Raw genomic sequence first — 21559 nt, forward strand, 5'->3', positions numbered from 1 at the left:
ATCCTTTGTTTTGGTGTCATGAACCGTCCACGGTAAGCTAACTGTATAATAAGAATTTTAGAAAAATGAATTACTGGCTGGTAAAATCCGAACCATTTAAATATTCCTGGGATCATTTTGTAGCGGAAGGGAAATCGATGTGGGATGGCGTCCGTAACTATCAGGCGCGTAATAACATGATGGCCATGAAAGCAGGCGACCTGGTGTTGTTCTATCACAGCAACGAAGGCAAAGAGGTAGTGGGCCTTGCAAAAGTGGCTAAAGAACATTATCCCGATCCTACCACGGACGATCCGCGCTGGGTAGTGGTGAACCTGGTACCGGTAGAAAAATTCCCCAAAACGGTAACGCTGGCTTATATGAAAAGTGATGAAAGGCTTAAAGATATGGCCCTGATCAAACAATCCAGGTTATCTGTAATTCCGTTAAAAGCAGAAGAATTCGACCTAATTGTTGCACTCGCACATGAATAAACAGAAGTGGTTTCCGTTGCTTATCACGCTATGCCTGATAGCCCGGTTAACGCATGCACAAGGGGTGAAGCGGATTGAACTGCCGCTTTCCGGTAGCGATGTGGCTTATCAGACCATCCTCCTCGGCGAAAAAGGAGTACTGCTGGTTTCAAAGCCAGACAGAGGATCCTTTAATGTCCAGAAGTTTGATACAAATCTCGAAAAACTTTGGTCGATTGATGGGCCGGTAGAATCAAACCTGGACTATATTGCTTCTTCCTACGACGGGCAGGCTGTATTTCTGCTTTTCAGTAAGTACCGGAGTTCGTTGTACCAGATCGTTAAGGTGAACGTTGGCCCCGGCTTCGTGGAAACTTTTACAATCAATACCATCGACCGTTTTGAAATTACTGATTTTAAAACGCTGGGGTATTCTGTTTATATGGCTGGTACTGTCCGGAATGAACCGGTCCTTATTCATACCGACCTGACGAGTTCACAGACAAAAATCCTTCCCTCAGCTATCAAAGGCTCCAATGCGATCCAGACCGTAGAGGTAGATACCCTGCATCGGCTGGTTAATGTGTGTTTTGCTGTAAAAAAAGGACGGCAGACCAAGATCGTGGCGCGGTCTTATCAGGAAAACGGAGAGTTGTACACCGAGGTGGGTGTCGAGCCTGAAGATGACTTCTCCCTGCTGAACGGCCGTCTTCAGATCCTGAACGATTCCGTAAGGCTCGTGATTGGTACCTATGGCTATCGCAACATGCAAAGCAGTACCAATGCCGCCTCGCAGGGTCTGTATATTTCCAAAATTGTCAACGACGAACTGGTTTTTACCCGTTATCACAGCTTCACCGATTTTGAAAACTTCTTCGATTACATGAGCGACCGCCAGCAGGAAAAAATGGAGCGGAAGATCAGGAAAAAGAAAGAAGCAGGTGACGATCTGAAACTTAATTACCGTTTGCTGGTACATGATCTTGTCCCTAAAAATGAAAATTTCCTTTTGGTAGCAGAAGTATTTTACCCCGAATACCGTTACCAGAATCCCGGCATGATGGGTGGTTTGGGATATGGCTATATGATGGGATACCCCTTCGGAATGGGGCTTTACAATCCCTATCTTTGGAATCCGATGTATGGAGGCCGCGGTTATAATCAACAAATTTTTGACGGATTTACGTATACCCATGCAATCGTTGCGGACATTGATCAGAATGGAAAACTGGTGTGGGACAACAGTATCAGTTTTGACAACGTGAAAAGTATGGAACTGCGGGAAAAAATAAGATTGCAACCCGAAGCCAACGGCAACACCAAGCTGATATACAGCCACAACGGGGCAATCCGAAGTAAAATCATCAAAGAAGGAAAGGTAGTCGATGCCGACCGTGTCATACCTAATGGAACAAATATTGAAGGTGATAAAGTCCGCAAAACCAGTACAGATGATATTGACTACTGGTATGGCAACTTTTACCTGGCCTGGGGCGAACAAAGGATCGTAAATGCAGCTGGCGACCCGCAGACGCGTGGCCGGCGAAACGTTTACTATCTGAACAAAATATCATTCTGAGCCATAACCAATCATTTGCAAAAAGAGCTGTCTGCCAGCAGCGCACCAACAATTTTAAACCAACTACATGCTTTTACTTTCACCTGAACAGCAAACCGATTACCAACTGATAGATACCGGAGGTTTTGAAAAACTGGAAAGATTCGGCCCGTATATCCTTTCACGCCCCGAACCGCAGGCCATCTGGGACAAATCCCTCTCCGATGCTGAATGGGAGCAAAGGAGTAACGCGGTTTTCAAGCGAGACAAAAATTCTCAGGAAAAAGGCCAATGGGTTGCTAAAGGTGATATGCCCGAAAGGTGGATTACCCAATACAGATCGGGCAGCCTTCATCTTAGGGCCAAACTGGCGCTTTCATCTTTCAAGCACGTAGGTATCTTCCCTGAACAAGCGACCAACTGGGATTTTATTTCGAAAAAGCTTTCAGGTATTAAATCTGAAAAGCCCTCTGTTCTGAATCTTTTCGCTTACACCGGACTGGCTTCGCTTGCGGCCAAGGCCGCCGGTGCAGACGTTACCCATGTGGATGCCGTAAAGCAGGTTATCAGCTGGTCGCGTGAGAACATGGAACTTAGCGGGCTTCAGAACATCCGCTGGGTGGTGGAAGATGCGCTGAAATTTGTACAAAGAGAAGTTCGCCGGGGAAACCAGTATAACGGTATCATATTGGATCCGCCGGCCTATGGCCGCGGGCCGGATGGCGAAAAATGGCTGCTGGAAGAAAACCTCAACGAGATACTGCGCCTGTGCGCGCTGCTGCTAAAAAAGGAAAACTATTTTTTCATTATCAATCTCTATTCGCTTGGCTTCTCCGCACTGATCGTCGATAACCTGATCAAGGCACATTTCGGACAGGATATCCATCATGAGTATGGCGAACTGTTCATAGCAGATACCTTCGGGAAAAGACTTCCGCTCGGTGTATTTTCCCGTTTTTCAGATATTGTTAATTAAAATACGGGAAGTTTGTACAACTTTGTCAAACGTTATACCTGCTGACAGGTACAACCGCCGCGAAGGTATGCCGAAAACGAATTTTCTATCCTGTGGTTCATTTCTTTTACCCGCCATTTTTATGGTGGTGGTGATGGCTTCGTGCCAGAACGACGCGCGGCATAATACCCGTATTCCCCCCGTGGTCAAAAAATCAAAAACCCAGTGGCAAAACGACGCCCTCGAATCACTTACCGACCTCATCAGCCGAAGTATTGATACCGACGTAAATTATTACAAAAGAGCAAGGATTTTTCTGGATCAGGAACAATATCAGGAGGCACTCAGTGATATTAATGAAGCTATTTATGAACAGGCTAATGCAGGGGAGTACTTTTTACTTCGGAGCAAAATCAATCTAGAGCTGGACCAGATAGACAATGCACTGGAAGATGCCGAACGTGCCGAGGCATTACAGCAAACCAGTCCAGAGCTCTATATACTCCTGGCGGACATATACCAGACCCGCAAGAGCTTTAACAAAGCGACGGCATATCTTAATCAGGCACAAAAAATGGCTCCCTATGATGGCTCTGTTTATTATGTGAAGGGTATGCTTCTGGCTCACCAAGGAGACAGCCTGGGAAGCCTGGCTAGTCTGAACGAGGCCATTAATATGAATCCGAGACTTTTAAGAGCATACGAACAAAGCACCATCATCCACGGCAAGCTCAACAACTATGGGCAGGCATTGGCTTACAATAACAGAGCCATTGCCCGTTTTCCTGCGCGGTCGGAGCTCTATTTTGAAAGGGCGGAGATTTACCGGTATTTATCCAAACCCGATACGGCCATCATTTTCTATAAAAAGGCTATTTCCATCAATCCAAAGTATACGGAGGCATTGAAACTTTTGGCCGAAACCGGCATTAGCATACAGGCTTATCATGAATCACTACCGGCCTTGGAACAGTTGCAGAGACTTTCCCCGGGTGACAAACGAACTATTACGATGCTCGGTTATTGTTTTGAAAAACTTGGAAACTTTGAAAAGGCCAAGGAGTATTACGGTATCATTCTTGCCAAAACACCCACCGATCAGGATGCCAGATATGGCATGTGGCGCATCAGGCAAAAGGAAAACGCCTATCTGACTGATTCCTACTTTCCTGCCGAAGACGACCAGTCGGGATATAAGGACCTGGATACAACCAGGGTAAAAATTAATTTGCTTCAGCCACGGGGAACCACAAATATAAAAGTAGATTCTTCGCGAAAGGCTAAAATTGAATAGATTTGTAAAGTAGTGGCTATCCGAAAAAGATTTAACTGAACGCAATCGATCGGAAATCATGTTACAAACATGCGGATCAGCCGTTAAAGTGAACGATTAAATAGAATCCCTTTTTTAATGAAAGACGAGTCCCAAGTAAAAATTACCCTGCCCGACGGAAGTGAACGTAACTATCCCAAAGGTGTAACCGCCCTGGCTATTGCACTGAGTATCAGTGAAGGCCTGGCCAGAAATGTAATTGCCGCCAAGGTAAATGACGAAGTGTGGGATCCCACGCGCGAGATCACTGAAGATGCTCACGTGAAACTTCTGACGTGGAATGACGAAGATGGGAAATCGACATTCTGGCACTCTTCTGCCCACTTGCTGGCAGAAGCACTGGAGGCTTTATATCCGGGTATTAAGTTTGGTACGGGGCCTTCTATTGAAAGAGGCTTTTACTACGACGTGGATTTGGGAGAAAATACCCTCTCACAGGACGACTTTCCCAAGATCGAAGCTAAAATGCTGGAGCTGGCCCGCCAGAAAAACGAATATGTCAGGATACCGGTGAGCAAGGCTGAAGCTTTGGATTTCTTTACAAAAAAAGGAGATCAGTATAAACTGGAACTCATAGACGGCCTGTCTGACGGTTCTATCACGCTCTATGAACAAGGCGGTTTCACTGACCTTTGCCGCGGGCCTCATATCCCGAATACCAGTTTTATAAAAGCCGTAAAACTTACCAATATTGCAGGTGCCTACTGGCGTAACAACCAGGAGAATAAAATGCTCACCCGCATTTATGGTATTACGTTTCCCAAACAAAAGGAGCTGGAGGAGTACGTGACCCTGATTGAGGAAGCAAAAAAACGGGACCACCGCCGTCTGGGAAAAGAACTGGAACTTTTTGCGTTTTCTGAAAAAGTAGGTCAGGGATTACCGCTGTGGTTGCCCAAGGGAGCCATGCTAAGGGAACGTCTGCAGGCTTTTCTAAGCAAGGCACAATCCAGGGCCGGCTATCTTCCGGTTGTGACACCACACATAGGAAGCAAGGACCTTTATGTTACCTCGGGGCACTGGGAGAAGTATGGCAAAGATTCATTTCAGCCTATCACAACCCCGAATCCCGGAGAAGAGTACCTCCTAAAACCAATGAACTGTCCGCATCACTGCGAGATCTATAAGACCTCTCCCCGTTCTTATAAGGATCTTCCATTGCGTTTTTCGGAATTCGGTACTGTATACCGTTATGAGCAAAGCGGAGAATTACATGGTTTGACCCGCGTACGTGGCTTTACGCAGGACGACGCACACATATTCTGCCGCCCCGACCAGGTGAAAGAGGAATTTGTCAGGGTTATAGAGCTGGTGCTTTATGTGTTCCGCTCACTCGGTTTCACAGATTACAGCGCTCAGGTATCTTTGCCCGATCCTGCCAATAAACAGAAATATCTTGGAAAAGATGAAGAGTGGGAAAAAGCTGGAAACGCAATCATAGAAGCCGCGGCTGAAACCGGACTTGAAACAGTAACGGAATTAGGTGAGGCCGCATTCTACGGCCCGAAACTGGATTTCATGGTGCGGGATGCCCTGGGCAGGAAATGGCAGCTAGGGACCATTCAGGTTGACTATCAGCTGCCGCAGCGTTTTAACCTTGAGTATACAGGATCCGACAACCAGAAACATACTCCGGTGATGATCCACCGTGCTCCGTTTGGCTCCATGGAAAGGTTTATTGCTATCCTGATTGAGAACTCTGCGGGCCAGTTTCCATTGTGGCTTTCGCCAGATCAGATTGCGATACTTCCAATATCAGAGAAATTTGCGGATTACGCCGAAGAAGTGTTCTTCCAGTTACAGGACAGCGACATCCGGGGTTTTGTGGATCATCGGGATGAAAAAATTGGCAGAAAGATCAGGGATGCGGAAGTAACCAAAGTACCATTTATGCTGATTGTGGGAGAGAAAGAAATGGCCGAAGGAAAAATTTCTGTCAGAAGGAAAGGTGAAGGTGATTTGGGTAGCATGACTGCTGAAGAATTTGCAAGTTTTTTCAAAAAAGAAGCTAAAATTTGATCTATTTAGAAATTCTTGCTATAAATCAGCTAATAAGGCACTATTTTTGTGTCGGTAATGTTAAAATTTTGATTTTCACTTAAACCAAAAATCACCCAATCCCAATACATATGGCATTAAGACCCCCTAGTGGCCGGTTCAGAGTTCCCGAAGAACCCTATAAAATTAATGAACGAATTACAGCTAAAGAAGTCCGTCTGGTCGGCGAAAATATAGAACCAGGTATTGTGGATATCAATACCGCAAGAGCGATGGCAAAAGCTCAAAGCCTTGATTTAGTTGAAATTGCGCCCACTGCAGTACCTCCGGTATGTAAAGTGGTGGATTATTCAAAATTCAAGTACGAGCAGAAAAAGAAGCAAAAGGAGATTAAGGCTAAAGCGCAAAAGGTCGTAATTAAAGAAATCAGATTTGGTCCTAATACGGATGATCATGATTTTGACTTTAAACTTAAGCACGCTATCAATTTCCTTAAGGAAGGATCAAAGGTAAAAGCCTATGTTCATTTTGTAGGCAGGACCATTGTATTTAAGGAAAGAGGTACCAATCTCTTGAAGAAGTTTTCCGAAGCACTCGCAGATTATGGCAAACTTGAAATGGAACCGAAACTGGAAGGGAAAAGGATGACGATCATTCTGGCTCCTGCCCCGGCGAAAAAATAAGAGTTTGCCTTCAATATATTACACTGCATTTCATAAAAAATCGGGTTGATGACGATCTGTTGTCAACCCGATTTTTTGTTTAAGAACAATTTTCTTAATTTTGCGCGCTGTTTTATATTTTATCAACTATTATTTAATTGTATTATGCCTAAAATGAAAACCATTTCTGGTGCCAAAAAGCGTTTTGCGCTTACCGGAACCGGGAAAATCAAACGCAAACATGCTTTTCACAGCCACATTTTGACAAAAAAATCCACGAAGCGCAAGCGCAACCTGGTGAAGTCAACTTTGATTGATGAAAGCAACCACAAGCAGGTGCTAGCTATGCTGGGAAAATAATCTCCCAATTGCCAGTACCCATTTCAAATACCATTTCGGTTTTTTGTTCAACCCGATAGAAGGCTTTAAAGACTCCATGTGAGCGCCGACCGTCAAAAACAGTTAAAATTATGCCACGTTCAGTGAACCACGTTGCGTCGCGTGCAAGACGTAAAAAAGTAATGAAATTAGCGAAAGGCTATTATGGCCGTCGCAAAAATGTTTGGACCGTAGCAAAAAATGCCGTAGATCGTGCATTGGCTTACGCTTACGAAGGTCGTAAACAAAAGAAACGTCACTTCCGTGCTCTGTGGATTCAGCGTATCAACGCGGGTGCACGTCTTCACGGACTTTCATATTCTGCTCTGATGGGCAAGCTTGGTGCAAAAGGCATCGAGCTCAACAGGAAAGTACTTGCCGACCTGGCAATGAATCATCCGGATGCATTTAAAGCAATCGTTGATCAGGTAAAATAAAACAGCATCCCGCCAAACGGCGGGATTTTTTTTGCCTTTTACTTAAACACTGTTACCTCCTGCGCTTCATCTCGTCTAAAGGCTCTAAAACTAAATAAAACTTCCATGTTAGAGCAAATACTAGGCCTCATTCAACAGAATTCTCAGGCAGCAATTGTCCAGAACCCCGCCATACCAAACGAAAATAATAATGATGTAATGCAAACACTGCTGGGCGCCATTACCGGAGGCCTGCAGGATCATGCGCAGAACGGAAATATGCAGGGGGTCATGGGGCTTTTGTCAGGCCATGGTTCTGGAAACGGTATGATGAACAACCCCATTGTTGCTTCCATTGCTGGCAATGCGATCAGTTCCATGATGCAGCGTTTCGGATTGAGCAACGATGCAGCTTCGGGTATTGTGGGTTCGGTACTTCCTGGGGTACTGAGCGGGCTGGTGAGCAAAGTCAGTAACCCCAATGATTCCAGCCTTGATTTTAATGATTTGTTGGGTGGGCTAACCGGCGGAAACTCCGCCCAGTCGCAAGGTTCTGGACTGGATTTCAACCAGATCGGCTATGCCCTTGCAGACGGGAAACTGGATATGAGTGATCTGATGCGGGTAGGCGGTAGTATGATGGGCGGAGGAAACAACACCTCACCTGCTCCTCAGCAAGGCGGAGGAATGGACTTGGGTGGGCTGTTGGGAGGTTTATTAGGAGGAAAGTAACAGGACATTACGTTTTTTTATAGTCCGCCGGTATCTGGGAAATCAGGTATCGGCGGATTTCTTTTTTATGAACTGTACCTTTCGTACAAATTGTAAACATTTACGATTTAGTAACACTTATTGAAAAACATCGTGTGAAAGACATGGTACTTTTGCAAAAAAATACGTAATTCATTTATGCAAATGATGCCGAACCCATATTAACTCACCATGGACTCAAGAAGAGAATTTATTAAAAAAGCAACCTTCCTATCGGGCGCAGCCGGTTTTCTGGGAGTTCTGCCCGACTCGATTCAGAAAGCGCTCGCGATTGACCCCGCTCCGGGGACTACCTATCTTGATGCCGAACATGTAGTGATCCTGATGCAGGAAAACCGTTCCTTCGATCACTCCTACGGAATGCTTCGCGGAGTGCGTGGTTTCAATGACCCCAGAGCTATAAAGCTACCCAACGACAATGTGGTCTGGCTGCAAACCAATGCTTTTGGAGAGACCTATGTTCCCTTCCGGCTGAACATGAAGGAGTCAAAAGCTACCTGGATGGGATCCCTTCCACATTCCTGGCCAAACCAGGTAGATGCGCGCAACAAAGGAATGTATGATAAATGGCTAATTGCGAAACAACCCGGCCATAAAGATTACCAGAAAATGCCGTTGACACAGGGATATTATAACAGGGACGATATTCCGTTCTATTATGCCCTTGCGGACGCATTCACCGTTTGCGACCAGAATTTCTGCTCTTCTCTGACAGGTACCACACCCAACCGACTGTACCTCTGGACCGGGACGGTAAGAGAAAAGCCTGAACCTGAGTCCTATGCCAACATTCGTAATGAAAACGTCACCGATGACAATGAAGCATCATGGACAACCTTCCCTGAGCGTCTGGAAGACCATGGGGTATCCTGGAAAATCTACCAGAATGAGCTAAGTATCAATACAGGATTTACCGGTGAAGAAGATTCATGGCTTGCCAACTTTACTGATAACCCCATTGAATGGTTTAAACAATACAACATCAGGTTTCATACCGGATATCAAAAATATCTTGCAAAAAAATTAGAAGCAATACCAAAAGAAGCCCGTGAGTTGCAGGCCAAATTGCGCAGCCTTCCGGCGGGTTCAGAGGAAATTAAGAATCTACAGAATCTGCTTGACGAAAAAGGATTGCTCTACGAATTTCTGAAAGCCGAACTAAAAGAATGGAGCCCTGAAAACTTCAGCAAGCTATCCCAACGCCAGAAAAACATCCATCAGAAAGCATATACCATCAATTCCAACGATCCCGATTACCGGTCGATCACAACAGTGAAATACCTGGATGGGGATATTGAACACGAAGCCAAAGCACCACAGGGAGATGTACTGCACCAGTTCAGGTCGGATGTAAAAGGTGGTCAGTTGCCCACTGTCTCCTGGCTTGTGGCCCCCGAGAACTTCTCAGATCACCCAGGTGCACCCTGGTTTGGAGCCTGGTACGTGTCTGAGGTACTGGATATATTAACGCAGAACCCGGAAGTATGGAAGAAAACGGTTTTCATTCTTTGCTATGACGAAAATGACGGTTATTTTGATCATGTCCCTCCTTTCGTAGTACCCCATCCCTACAAAGAAAATACAGGCAAGGTATCACAGGGAATAGATACTAAAGAAGAATTTGTGAAGCTGGAGCACGATATGATTAAAAAGGAGAGGAAGGAAAGCCGGGAAAGCCCCATTGGGCTGGGTTTCAGAGTTCCGCTGGTACTTGCTTCACCGTGGAACCGGGGAGGAAACGTTTGTTCAGAGGTTTTTGACCATACCTCCATTCTTCAGTTTCTCGAGAAATTTGTCAGCCATAAAACAGGCAAAGAAATTAAGGAAACGAACATCAGCGAATGGCGCAGAACAATATGCGGTGATCTTACCTCTACTTTCAAACCTTACGATGGCGGTACTTTCCCGCTTCCCAAGTTTCTGGAAAGAAAAGAGTTCATGGAAAGCATACATAACGCGCAGTACAGAAAACTGCCGTCAGGCTTTAAAGTGCTTTCCAAAGAAGAAATTGAGCAGGTGAACCGCAACCCTTTGCTTGCCCCGCTTATGCCCAAACAGGAAAAAGGAACGCGCCCTTCCCTTCCCCTGCCCTATGAACTGTACGCCGAAGGCAGCCTGAATACTGACAAAAAAGCATTTGAAATAAAATTCAATGCCGGAAATGACATATTTGGCAAACAGTCGGCAGGCTCGCCATTTGTAGTTTACAGTAACGGGAAATATGACGATGCCGATGTGCGTATCCGGAATTATGCGGTAAAAGCAGGTGATCAACTGGAAGACTCCTGGCCGTTAAACGACTTTGATAACCAGCAGTATCACCTGAAAGTATATGGGCCTAACGGCTTTTTCCGGGAATTTTCAGGAGATGGCAATACAACGGTACCGGTTATTTCCTGCAGATACCAGCTGGATAAAAACAAGAAACCAACCGGTAAAATAGAATTACATATTTCATTGCCCGCTGTGGCCGGCAAGGCTACCGTTACCATTAAAGACAATGCCTATAAAGCTAAAAATCAGAGCAGAACGATACAAGGCGGCACAGGCACATCCAATGGGGAAACGGTGATCCTTACCTTGGACAAGAGTCATAACTGGTACGACTTCACGGTGCGTATGGAAGGCAACACACGGTTTTTCCAGCGGTATGCCGGACACGTTGAAACCGGGCGGGAAAGCCAGAGCGATCCTTTGATGGGACAAGTGATCTGAAGTTTCTGATCGCTCTTATAAAAAGGTTTGAATACAGCGCTTTGAACTGTATTCAAACCTTTTTTTATTCCCCCATACCTGAAATTTAAACTGACACTTTGTCACCATCTCTGATAACGATACCTGCTGGTACGGGCTTTTTAGCAAGCTTGTTATTCGAATGAAAAAAGCCCGGTTTTCTGGGAAGCAAGAAAAGACTAAAATCAATATATAACTTATAATCAATAAAAATGGGAAAAATAATTGGCATAGACTTAGGAACTACTAACTCCTGTGTGGCTGTCATGGAAGGTAATGAGCCAGTCGTCATAGCAAATAGCGAAGGTGCTCGCACAACCCCGTCTGTGGTTGCATTCATGGATAATGGTGAGCGTAAGATCGGTGCGCCTGCCAAGCGTCAGGCAATCACTAATCCCAAACATACCGTTAGTTCGATCAAACGTTTCATGGGTAAAAAATATGACGATGTTGCCGGAGAGATAAAGACCGTCGCATACAGCGTTGATAAAGGCCCTAATAATACACCGCGCGTTCCTATCGGAGACAGGTTGTATACCCCGCAGGAAGTGTCGGCATTTATCCTTCAGAAAATGAAGCAAACTGCCGAGGATTATCTTGGACAGGAAGTTACTGAGGCAGTTATTACCGTCCCTGCTTATTTTAATGATGCAGAACGCCAGGCAACCAAAGAAGCCGGACAAATCGCAGGTCTTGATGTGAAACGTATCATCAATGAACCAACCGCTGCTGCTCTAGCTTATGGCCTTGACAAACAACATCATGACATGAGTATCGCGGTGTTTGACCTTGGTGGTGGTACTTTTGACGTATCTATCCTTGAGTTGGGTGGTGGTGTATTTGAAGTAAAATCAACTGACGGAGATACACACCTGGGTGGTGATGACTTTGACCAGGTGATCATCAACTGGCTTGCAGAAGAATTCCTTAAAGATGAAAACGTAGACCTGCGGAGAGATCCCATGGCGCTGCAACGTTTGAAGGAAGCAGCGGAGAAAGCGAAGGTTGAATTGTCAAGCTCTTCACAGACTGAAATCAATTTGCCTTACATATTCCCCGTTGACGGAATTCCAAAGCACCTTGTTCGTACGCTTACGAAAGCGAAGTTTGAGCAGCTTGCTGACTCATTATTCCAGAGAATGATGGAGCCTTGCAAAAGGGCGATGAAAAACGCTGGTTACACCAATAGTGACATCAATGAGGTAATTTTGGTGGGTGGTTCAACACGTATTCCTCGTGTTCAGGAAGAAGTGGAAAAGTTCTTTGGCAGAAAACCATCTAAAAATGTTAACCCCGACGAAGCTGTTGCCTTGGGCGCTGCTATTCAGGGTGGTGTGTTGAGTGGAGATGTAACGGATGTGCTTTTACTTGACGTAATTCCTCTTTCTTTGGGTATCGAAACATTGGGTGGAGTTTCAACCAGGCTGATCGAAGCAAACACGACCATACCGACCACAAAAACTGAAACTTTCTCAACTGCTGCTGACAACCAGCCATCTGTTGAAATCCATGTATTGCAGGGTGAGCGCCCCATGGCTGCTCAGAACCGGACACTTGGCCGCTTCCACCTGTCGGACATACCGCCAGCACAACGTGGTACGCCGCAGATAGCAGTAACGTTTGACGTTGACGCCAACGGTATTCTGAGCGTGTCGGCAAAAGATAAAGGAACAGGTAAAGAGCAGAAAATACGTATTGAAGCTTCCAGTGGATTAACTGATGCCGAAATTACCCGTATGCGTGAGGAAGCAAAAGCTAACGAGGCAGCTGATAAGGTAGAACGTGAGAAAGTGGATAAGATCAATGAAGCTGACAGCCTGATTTTCTCTACCGAAAAACAGCTGAAAGAATTTGGAGATAAGCTTTCTGCTGGTAACAAATCTGCGATTGATGGTGCTTTATCTGAACTGAAAACAGCGCACGGAAGCCAGAACATAGAAGGTATCAATGCCGCAATGGAAAAGTTGAATACTGCGTGGCAGGCTGCTTCTCAGGAAATGTATGCACAAAGCGGTGACCCCGGACAACCTGACGCCAGCGGCGCACAAGGTAACCCAGGTGCGGGTGCCAATGCAGGAACCGAAGATGTGACTGATGTTAATTTCGAAGAAGTTAAATAAGAATGACTTCCTCAAAAATCCCCATCCCACAGATGGGGATTTTTTTTACTCGATCTGAATCGAACTGTGTAATTTATGCGTATTTGAAATTAGAAAATTGTTACTAAATACTTTGGCATCGGATTTTAGAGACAACCGTACACTTTCATGATTCTCAAACCCAACAAAAACCAAGCGTCGATTATGGACACTACAATGGCACTACCAGAACTTATGTACCTCTCTCCCACCACAAGAGAAAAAGCCGTTATGATTGCTCAGGACTTATTGCGCGCCGGAAATATTTCTCCCAAAGAGGCCATTTCAAAAGCCGTACTGATTGCTAAAAACTGGGCTGTAAAAAATGTAAACCGGCGGGTTTGGAAGAAACTGAAATCAAATGATAAGGAATCGATATGAGCGATCGGAAATTTGAAGGTCAGGTTGCCATTGTCACCGGTTCCAGCTCCGGTATCGGACGTGCATGTGCCATTTATCTGGCAGGCCTGGGTGTGAGTGTGGTAGTCAATTACAGTTCTAACGAAGAAGAGGGCCGGAAAACACTGGACGAAATCCTGAGCAAGGGTGGAAAAGGCATACTGGTAAAAGCGGATGTCAGTAAGGAAGCCGATATCATCAGCATGTTTGATGAAACCATAGCAACCTATGGCAAACTGGATATTCTGGTGAGCAATGCTGGTCTGCAGAAAGATGCTTCATTTCTGGATATGTCCCTGGAGCAATGGCAGAGAGTCATTGATGTAAACCTTACGGGTCAGTTTCTGGCTTGCCGTCAGGCGGCCCGCCAGTTTGTGAAACAGCAGAGCCAGCAAGCCTCTGATAACAAAGAAGAAAGCCAGTATGCCATTGGTAAAATCATTCTGATGAGTTCCGTTCATGATATTATTCCATGGGCAGGGCATGTGAACTATGCTGCTTCCAAGGGCGGTATCATGATGTTCATGAAATCTATCTCCCAGGAATTGGCTCCTCATAAAATCCGTGTAAACTCTGTAAGCCCGGGCGCCATTAAAACCACCATCAATAAGGAAGTCTGGTCGGATCCTGATAAATATGAAAGCCTGCTGACATTGATCCCTTACCGGAGAATAGGAACACCTGAGGATGTTGCCAAAGCCGTTGCCTGGCTGGCATCTGACGAATCTGATTACGTAAATGGTGAAACACTGTATATCGACGGTGGGATGACCCTATATCCCGAATTTGCGGATAACGGGTAACGAGTACAATAGAAACTAAAATCCAATTATAAAAAATGCGTCGGGGTTATCCCAACGCATTTTTTATAATCTCCATATCAATACAAATCATTTATTGATTACAAATTCACCTTTTTCCAGTGACCAGTCGTTCCCGAAAAACCCGGCCATTTTGACTCCTTTAAAACCTTCCTGAAGCATATCCGCCGAAAATATCATCAGATCCGGAAATCCACTTCCCCCACTAAAATACTGATTGGCATTGGCAATCTGCATGCCCAGCATACCGGTCCCGCTGATAACGGCAACAGACGCCGTTTTACTGTCGTCTCGAGGCCACACAAAGTAAGCCGCCAGGTCATCTCCGGAAAATTCATTCTGTCCGGCAACAATCTTTCCTTTCAAAACCTTAACCGGACATTTTGCCAATAACTTATTCCAGGCTGTATTACCCGAAGCATTTCCATATAACACAATACCTCTGTCCTTAAAAGAAGCAGGGTCAAAATCTTTATCCGAAACAATATCAACAGAACCATTTCCCCTGTAATACCACGTTTCTGCATCGTAACGCGCTTTCTCAAAAGCCCAGATATTCTCCTCCTGGGTACCTTGGGTAGCATAAACAAGTACCATCCGGTTACGGAAAGGTTCTTTTAGCGTACCACTGCGGTTGGGGTTTTTCTGGGTTGCAACCGGCTCCGATGCGAGAGCCCAGCGGTCGGTTTTAGCCAGGAAAATAGTCTCGTTGGTATCTTTTACCGAATATTCCATTTCCGATAAACTGTCCAAAACGATCTTTACGGCGGCCCCTTTGGGAAAAGCATTCAGATTTAAAGACAGCAAGGCCACATTTTCAGTATTACCTGAGATGATGTTCTTTGATTTATCAAGATCCAAAATCATGCGACTGTATTTGAGCGGGACCAACTGCTGCTGAATAGTAGCCCACCGCATTTTTCCCGAAACACCAGGATTTGCCGTCGTGAAATCGATATGAGCCGTTGCCGTGTCTTTTGCAATACTGTGCCAGCTGAAAAAGTTGAAGATTGGAGGCCAGTCCACGCTGATATCACCATACCAGTGTCCGCCTCCAGGATATTCGTAATAGCTAAAATCGGTATGAAAACCAGACAGCAGCTTTTTCATTTGCCGGGCATATTCTACCGAAACCGTCTTATCCGCGTCTCCATGCGCGATATATACACCCACCGCCTTATAGTTTTGTGACAACGCTATTACATTACTTGGGTTACTTGCCCGCAACAGTATTGTCTCTATCGGTGAGCCTGCGCCATTAGGAATCATACCGTCATGCGAACCATAGGACGACAGTGTTGGATAACCGGCAGAAGGTGCAATGGCAGCCCATTTATCAGGATAAGTTGCACCGAGAAACCAGGTTCCGTGACCGCCCATAGAGTGGCCGGTAAGATAAATACGGCGTGGGTCAGGATTAAATTCTTTTTTAGCAATATCCAACACTTCCAGCGCATCCAGTCTTCCCCAATCTTCCCAGTTAAAACCACGTGGACGGCGGTTAGTAGGCGCTACCAGTACACCCCAATCTTTAGGCTTATAGGCACGAGCCTGGCTGATAGCTTGTACTTCCGCACCATGAACCGAGAAAAACAAAGCAGGAGCAACTCCCGGTTGCGGGTTGAGCTGCGGCGAAACGGCATAATACTGTATGCTTCCGTCAATTTCGCTCACAAAAGTTCTGCTGTATTGCTTATCCGCACCAACTGTTTCCAGCTCCACGGATTTTGTATCAACATTTTTATTATTCTGGATTAGCACCAGAGAAACGGTAGATTTTCCCGGAGTGACTGCCTTTTCACCATTGACCAGCACACCAACTTTTCTTGTACTTAACGCGGGGATAGATGGAACAGCAGTACTTACTGAATTTCCGTTTATTACAGACTTGAGACTAAGACCTGTCAGCGGTTTTGTAGAAGTATTCACGACTACCAAACCAAGCCACAGCGAATCATTTCTCAAACCTGGTACTGCATTAGGAGCAGTGAGATCATCCGTACTCAGATATACAGGCTTTTCGGGGAACACAAGTTTTGCAGCTATCCCACCAAATCGTCCAAAACGTGCCACACGTATATAAAATTCGTTTTTGCCCTTTTTCAAACGAACCGGCAAGTTCATCCATCCATACCGGTAAATATCTCCTCCACGTGGCGTACCGTTAACAAAAACCATATCATTGCCTGTTACATTCAGCAGAGCGGTTCGTTCCTTTTTACAGTCATAAGTGATATAAATATAACCGTTAGAAAAAGCGTCACCCCTGAAACGTCCGGAGGTATCTGCCTTCACGGCATTCCATCTGATATCGTTTCCCTTTGGGTCCTTTTTGATAACGGCTCCGGCCTGCGGGGAAACCATTTTTCCCTTGTATAACATCAAAGCAAGCTCATCTTTGTAGATTGCCTCCCTCCCATACTGATGGAAAGAGCCGGCCGCAAGCCCTTCCGAAAAGATATAAGTGGATTGCCCGACCGCAAAATAATGAACCACACAGGCCATCAGAATTGTAAGAACAAAATTCTTCATAATTCAAGTTTAGTAATAGAATCATTTACTTTCCCTCCGCAAAGTTTTCGGATAATTCCGAAATACGGCATAACCAGGAATACAACGAAAATAGCTTAAAACCCTCACTTTCAGAAATGACATTAATATTCCCACGATAACATACCTATATAAATTACTGTAAATCAATAACTTATATTTATAAAATATTTTAATATAAAGACCGATAATTTACATTTTATTAAAAAATACTCCGCTGTCTAAAATTCAGGTCATAGCTGCGACAACAACGCAATACTTTATTGGGATCAAAAACCGGAATTTATGGGTCGAAGGACGTAGCTGGTGCTATGTGCAGCCTGAAGTAACACCAGACCTGTGGCACTGAACACCCGGCCCCCTCATTTGAATATTTCACAAATAAGGGAGCGAGTGAGAGGAGGGTTGAAAAGGTTTTGCTTAGTATCTGAAGTGGGTGTGCATAATGTCGTTTCGTAGTGTGCTTTGGCACTTCAAAGTTCCGAAAATAAATTCTCCGAGCCAATCATGGAAAACCATGATATATGACTAAGGATAACCATGATTTTAGTGTAGAAATTTGGAAGAAAACAATCTGTCCGGGATATTTATACCAGACATACTATGTTTTACACACATTCCTGCCTCCTGGCAAGGGCACTTATGCAAATAACCTTCCTCTCCATATTGTCATTTATGATTCTGATCGCAACACCTGCGAGAAGCCAAAGTTCCTATTTGTTCAGGCATATCGGAGTAGAAGATGGTTTGTCCCAGGGATCGGTAAACCATATGTATCAGGATTCAAGAGGATTCATGTGGCTGGGGACGCAGGATGGTGTGAATCGTTTCGACGGAAAAAATATTATTACTTATCTGTCTGGTGCCACGGGCGAGTCTACCCATATCCAGGGAATTGCCGAAGACAACCAGGGAAATCTCTGGGCCGGTTCGCGCGAGGGCCTGTTTAAGTACAACAGGAAAACCAACAGGTTTATACGACCGGCTATTAAAATCCCGACTGGCACCAACGCATGTATTGAGAACGGATCAGTATATGCATTCAATTACCGAAAACAGATATACCTGCTGTCTGACAAAGGGTTATACACCATCGTGGATAATGAAGCACGGCTGATTACTCCGGAGCTCCGATACAATAATTTACTTAACAATAACTTCCTGGCCGAATCTCCGGAAGGGGACCTTTGGTTCATCCATGTTTCAGGAGGGCTCATCCGCTATTCGGTATCAGCCGGAAAGGTTTATCATTACTTTAGTAATGATAAAAATAATCTGTTCGGAAATCCCCGGAAATTTAAGTGCATCGCATTTGACCGCATCGGTTTCTTATGGCTTGGCGGCCCCGATGGCCTGACCAGATTTGACTATGAGCAAAAACGGAAAGATGATTTTAAAGGTAATTACAATTTCACCCGGCATAACCCGGTCGCGATTATCGAAGACCGTTATGCAAAGTTATGGCTCGCAACAGAAGGAAATGGTATCCTCATTTTTGATCGCATCAGAATGAAGTTCAGCCAGCAGATTCAACACCGGGACGATGTCCCTAACAGCCTTAAGTATGATGAGGTCGGGAATCTGTTCATAGACCAGAACAATGACGTTTTTGCGAATATCGGTACCCAGGGATTGGACATAATCTCGCCAGTTTCCAACGCGTTCAAATTTTATAGTTATGGCAAAAACCCGATGGATAATCTGGGTGATTACTCCGTTAGAGGGCTTGCAGAGGATGCGCAGGGAGACATCTGGATTGGAACGGAATTGGGAGGAATTAACCGGCTGACTCCTTCCAAAGGCTCCATTAAACATTATACCAGTGCTGATGGCCTGCCAGGCAATACCATCCGGCACATTCTGTACGACCGGCAAAACAATATCTGGGTCGGTACTTCCTCCGGTATTGCTCTTTTTATGCCGGTGCAGAATACCTTTCGGGCCATTCCGCTGCCTGTCAGTTGCGAAGTTCTGACGCTACTGCAAATTACGGATAACCTTGTTTTAATTACCACCAGCGCAGGCTTAATGGCGCTTGATACTAAAACAAAGTCGGTTGTTAGCTTCTCCAACCGGCAAATAGCGAGCGGTTATGCGAGTTATCAAGATACCCTGACGGAACAGATATATGTTGCAGAAAGATACCAGGGTGTCAGCATTTTCGGGCTTCGAGGCATTCATCTGGTTTTGAAAAGCCGGGTTTTAAAAGATTTCCATGTTTTACAGTTCTATCAGGAACCGGGTACCCCATTCCTCTGGATGTGTACCGACAGAGGCCTGGTAAAATGGAACATGGAGAAAAAGGAAATTGAAAAGAACTACCGGATCCGCGATGGTCTTCACCACGAATACTTATACGCGCTGCTGCCAGACGCCAAAGGGGACTTCTGGTTGAGTACCAACCGGGGCCTTACCCGCTTTGAGCCTGTGAACGAGAGATTTGAACTGGTAATAGAAATACCTCTGCGCGAGTATAATTCACGTGCTGCCCTGGTTACACGCAAGGGTATGCTCTATTTTGGCAGTACCACTGGCCTGGATCAGATTTCACCCGACCAGTTGACCAGCGAAAATCAGGAAATCGGGATCAGTTTAACCGAACTCTCCGTTGATACCAAAGGTCCGAAAGATACGGATACATACATAGGGGAAGTTTCATCTCTGGAATTGCCCTACGAGCAAAATACTATATCTCTGAAATTTACTGCTACCGACTACCGAAACCGGGGATTAAACCGTTTTCGGTATTTTCTGAAAAATTATGACACGGATACAATCTATGCCGGCACAATGGATCAGGTAAGATATGCCAATTTGCCGGCGGGGATCTATACATTCAATGTCCAGGCATCGGATCTGGGAGGTAACTGGATTTCGCCGGTTAAAAAGCTGAATATTCATATTTTACCTCCATTCTGGCTAACATGGTGGTTCATACTTTTAATTCTCACCTTGCTGGCTATACTGGTTTGGGGCGGCATCCGCTACCTTCTTCATTCCCGGCTCCTTAACCAAAAAACCAACGCCGACAAAAAGATTTCCATGGAGAAGGAAAGGTCACGTATTGCCAGGGATATGAACGACAGCCTTGGTTCCGAGCTTTTCGGGCTTAAATTATTGGGACAGGTAGCGCTGTCTAGGCCAAACCGGACGGACTCAGACACCTACCTGCAGAAGATCGTTGACACTTCCAGGAATATTTCCGAAAAGATCAGTGAGGTCATCTGGCTTACTGATGCAAGCCAGGATACGCTGGAAAGCTTATGGACTTACATACAAAAAAATGCGGCCATGCTGCTCAAACCGGCCAACATTCCCTACTGGTTTCAGACCCTGAACGGCCATTCGTCAGATCTTGTGTCAGGAGAAAGAAGACATGAAATACTTGATTTTCACAAGCTGCTCTTTATGAAAATGATTGCGGCCAGCAGCCAGGCGTATGTACTGGAGCTCAGGACATACCGGACAAATCTGTTAATCATCATTAAAAATCCCGGCCCCGACATACTGGACTGTGATTTATCTGCCTCGCTGAGTAAGCTGAACGGCAGCGTCAGTCAGCATGAAAGCGCCGCCATTCTGGAAATTCCGTTTGCGGATTAGTCCAGGAGCTCATTTCTGACGGCAAACAGCACCAATCCGACTACACTTTTTGCGCCTACCTTCTGCATGAGATTCCTCCTGTGCGTTTCCACAGTAGCCACACTGATACATAGCAACTCTGCTATTTCATTGGTAGAGAGCTCTTTCCCAACCAGTCGGAGGATTTCCAGCTCCCTCAAAGTAAGTTTGGCAAAGGTACCGGGCTTAGTGGTGACCGTCTCGTCCTTACCCACCGCCAGTTCTACCACCACTTCGTCACTAAAATACTTTCTTCCATCCAGTATAGTCCTGATAGCCAGCAGCAGTTCGTCTGCATCTGCCATTTTAAGAACATAACCATTCACGCCAATTTTCACCGCCGCTTTGATCTGCCTGGCATCTTCTACCATGGTCAGCATCAGCACTTTGATATCCGGAACAATTTTTCTGGCTTCTACACACAACTCCACCCCGTTCATTACCGGCATCCGCAGGTCAGTAACCATCAGATCCACCTCGTTGTTCTGCAGAAAGGTAACGGCGTCACCGCCATTGGTAAAAGTACCGGCAATTTCAATATGCTCAAATGATGACAGCAGTAATGACAGGCTGTCCAGCACGATCTGATGGTCATCAACTAATGCTATTCGTGCTTTGCTTAAATTCATAATCAGTGGGCAAACGGTTCAAAATCCTTATCTGGCAATATTAGATTATTTTCTGTATTCTCAATTCATTCAAAAATAAATTGATTTAACGGTTAGGAAAGTCAATTATCTCGTCACAGTTCTAACTTTGCAGCGAAAAAACAAC

16 protein-coding genes are annotated in these 21559 nt (G+C 45.3%); 14 read left to right on the forward strand and 2 right to left on the reverse strand.

The features are described 5' to 3' along the window. The first annotated feature begins 65 nt into the window (after window positions 1-65). The 13 genes from KOE27_RS09480 to KOE27_RS09540 all read left to right on the forward strand — a co-directional run bounded on the left by KOE27_RS09480 (window position 66) and on the right by KOE27_RS09540 (window position 14596). Window positions 66-473 carry an EVE domain-containing protein gene (locus KOE27_RS09480; protein ID WP_215238653.1) on the forward strand — a complete coding sequence of 136 codons (408 nt, stop codon included), beginning with the start codon at window positions 66-68 and terminating at the stop codon, window positions 471-473. Continuing rightward, the gene (locus tag KOE27_RS09485; protein WP_229252720.1) at window positions 466-2031 is read left to right on the forward strand and encodes a hypothetical protein; all 1566 of its coding nucleotides are present in this window, start codon (window positions 466-468) and stop codon (window positions 2029-2031) included. Before KOE27_RS09480 ends, KOE27_RS09485 begins: the two co-directional genes overlap by 8 nt. 67 nt (window positions 2032-2098) lie before the next feature. Continuing rightward, a complete protein-coding gene (locus KOE27_RS09490) occupies window positions 2099-2986 on the forward strand; it encodes a class I SAM-dependent methyltransferase (RefSeq protein WP_215238654.1) in 888 nt (295 codons plus the stop codon). 67 nt (window positions 2987-3053) lie between these two features. Then, window positions 3054-4259, forward strand: coding sequence for a tetratricopeptide repeat protein (locus KOE27_RS09495; protein ID WP_215238655.1), 1206 nt, complete (start codon window positions 3054-3056; stop codon window positions 4257-4259). A 117-nt stretch (window positions 4260-4376) separates the two neighbouring features. After that, a complete protein-coding gene (thrS, locus tag KOE27_RS09500) occupies window positions 4377-6317 on the forward strand; it encodes a threonine--tRNA ligase (protein WP_215238656.1) in 1941 nt (646 codons plus the stop codon). A 110-nt stretch (window positions 6318-6427) separates the two neighbouring features. Beyond that, window positions 6428-6979, forward strand: a complete 552-nt coding sequence (gene infC / locus KOE27_RS09505) for a translation initiation factor IF-3 (RefSeq protein ID WP_215238657.1) — start codon at window positions 6428-6430, stop codon at window positions 6977-6979. 144 nt (window positions 6980-7123) lie between these two features. Further along, window positions 7124-7318: a 50S ribosomal protein L35 gene (gene rpmI / locus KOE27_RS09510; protein WP_215238658.1), complete on the forward strand. Its 195-nt coding sequence runs from the start codon at window positions 7124-7126 to the stop codon at window positions 7316-7318. 110 nt (window positions 7319-7428) lie between these two features. Continuing rightward, entirely contained in the window at window positions 7429-7773 is a 345-nt protein-coding gene (gene rplT, locus KOE27_RS09515; RefSeq protein ID WP_215238659.1) for a 50S ribosomal protein L20, read from the forward strand. Between the two features lie 105 nt (window positions 7774-7878). Beyond that, a complete protein-coding gene (locus KOE27_RS09520; protein ID WP_215238660.1) occupies window positions 7879-8484 on the forward strand; it encodes a DUF937 domain-containing protein in 606 nt (201 codons plus the stop codon). 210 nt (window positions 8485-8694) lie between these two features. Next, window positions 8695-11238, forward strand: coding sequence for a phosphocholine-specific phospholipase C (locus tag KOE27_RS09525; RefSeq protein WP_215238661.1), 2544 nt, complete (start codon window positions 8695-8697; stop codon window positions 11236-11238). Window positions 11239-11468: 230 nt separating this feature from the next. Next, window positions 11469-13376 (forward strand): molecular chaperone DnaK, encoded by a 1908-nt coding sequence (gene dnaK / locus KOE27_RS09530; protein WP_215238662.1) that lies wholly within the window; start codon window positions 11469-11471, stop codon window positions 13374-13376. Window positions 13377-13559: 183 nt separating this feature from the next. Beyond that, window positions 13560-13775, forward strand: coding sequence for a hypothetical protein (locus tag KOE27_RS09535; RefSeq protein WP_229252721.1), 216 nt, complete (start codon window positions 13560-13562; stop codon window positions 13773-13775). Further along, on the forward strand, window positions 13772-14596 hold the full coding sequence (locus tag KOE27_RS09540; protein ID WP_215238663.1) for an SDR family oxidoreductase: 825 nt from the start codon (window positions 13772-13774) through the stop codon (window positions 14594-14596). Before KOE27_RS09535 ends, KOE27_RS09540 begins: the two co-directional genes overlap by 4 nt. Before the next feature lie 87 nt (window positions 14597-14683). Here the strand turns inward: KOE27_RS09540 and KOE27_RS09545 are convergent, their stop codons facing one another. After that, complete coding sequence (locus KOE27_RS09545; RefSeq protein ID WP_229252722.1) at window positions 14684-17146, reverse strand: carboxylesterase family protein; 2463 nt, start codon at window positions 17144-17146, stop codon at window positions 14684-14686. A gap of 621 nt (window positions 17147-17767) precedes the next feature. Between KOE27_RS09545 and KOE27_RS09550 the strand changes: the two genes are divergently transcribed. Next, window positions 17768-20767 carry a ligand-binding sensor domain-containing protein gene (locus KOE27_RS09550; protein WP_215238664.1) on the forward strand — a complete coding sequence of 1000 codons (3000 nt, stop codon included), beginning with the start codon at window positions 17768-17770 and terminating at the stop codon, window positions 20765-20767. Here the strand turns inward: KOE27_RS09550 and KOE27_RS09555 are convergent. Next, window positions 20764-21414: a response regulator gene (locus tag KOE27_RS09555; protein ID WP_215238665.1), complete on the reverse strand. Its 651-nt coding sequence runs from the start codon at window positions 21412-21414 to the stop codon at window positions 20764-20766. The genes KOE27_RS09550 and KOE27_RS09555 overlap by 4 nt on opposite strands. Between the last annotated feature and the right edge of the window lie 145 nt (window positions 21415-21559).

This window comes from Dyadobacter sp. CECT 9275, assembly GCF_907164905.1.
GTDB lineage: Bacteria > Bacteroidota > Bacteroidia > Cytophagales > Spirosomataceae > Dyadobacter > Dyadobacter helix.

What these genes read in the sequence shown, in the direction of transcription:
- KOE27_RS09480 (WP_215238653.1), top strand. Translation starts at nt 66, where the DNA reads ATGAATTACTGGCTGGTAAAATCCGAACCATTTAAATATTCCTGGGAT.
- KOE27_RS09485 (WP_229252720.1), top strand. Translation starts at nt 466, where the DNA reads ATGAATAAACAGAAGTGGTTTCCGTTGCTTATCACGCTATGCCTGATA.
- KOE27_RS09490 (WP_215238654.1), top strand. Translation starts at nt 2,099, where the DNA reads ATGCTTTTACTTTCACCTGAACAGCAAACCGATTACCAACTGATAGAT.
- KOE27_RS09495 (WP_215238655.1), top strand. Translation starts at nt 3,054, where the DNA reads ATGCCGAAAACGAATTTTCTATCCTGTGGTTCATTTCTTTTACCCGCC.
- thrS (WP_215238656.1), top strand. Translation starts at nt 4,377, where the DNA reads ATGAAAGACGAGTCCCAAGTAAAAATTACCCTGCCCGACGGAAGTGAA.
- infC (WP_215238657.1), top strand. Translation starts at nt 6,428, where the DNA reads ATGGCATTAAGACCCCCTAGTGGCCGGTTCAGAGTTCCCGAAGAACCC.
- rpmI (WP_215238658.1), top strand. Translation starts at nt 7,124, where the DNA reads ATGCCTAAAATGAAAACCATTTCTGGTGCCAAAAAGCGTTTTGCGCTT.
- rplT (WP_215238659.1), top strand. Translation starts at nt 7,429, where the DNA reads ATGCCACGTTCAGTGAACCACGTTGCGTCGCGTGCAAGACGTAAAAAA.
- KOE27_RS09520 (WP_215238660.1), top strand. Translation starts at nt 7,879, where the DNA reads ATGTTAGAGCAAATACTAGGCCTCATTCAACAGAATTCTCAGGCAGCA.
- KOE27_RS09525 (WP_215238661.1), top strand. Translation starts at nt 8,695, where the DNA reads ATGGACTCAAGAAGAGAATTTATTAAAAAAGCAACCTTCCTATCGGGC.
- dnaK (WP_215238662.1), top strand. Translation starts at nt 11,469, where the DNA reads ATGGGAAAAATAATTGGCATAGACTTAGGAACTACTAACTCCTGTGTG.
- KOE27_RS09535 (WP_229252721.1), top strand. Translation starts at nt 13,560, where the DNA reads ATGGACACTACAATGGCACTACCAGAACTTATGTACCTCTCTCCCACC.
- KOE27_RS09540 (WP_215238663.1), top strand. Translation starts at nt 13,772, where the DNA reads ATGAGCGATCGGAAATTTGAAGGTCAGGTTGCCATTGTCACCGGTTCC.
- KOE27_RS09545 (WP_229252722.1), bottom strand. Translation starts at nt 17,146, where the DNA reads ATGAAGAATTTTGTTCTTACAATTCTGATGGCCTGTGTGGTTCATTAT.
- KOE27_RS09550 (WP_215238664.1), top strand. Translation starts at nt 17,768, where the DNA reads ATGTTTTACACACATTCCTGCCTCCTGGCAAGGGCACTTATGCAAATA.
- KOE27_RS09555 (WP_215238665.1), bottom strand. Translation starts at nt 21,414, where the DNA reads ATGAATTTAAGCAAAGCACGAATAGCATTAGTTGATGACCATCAGATC.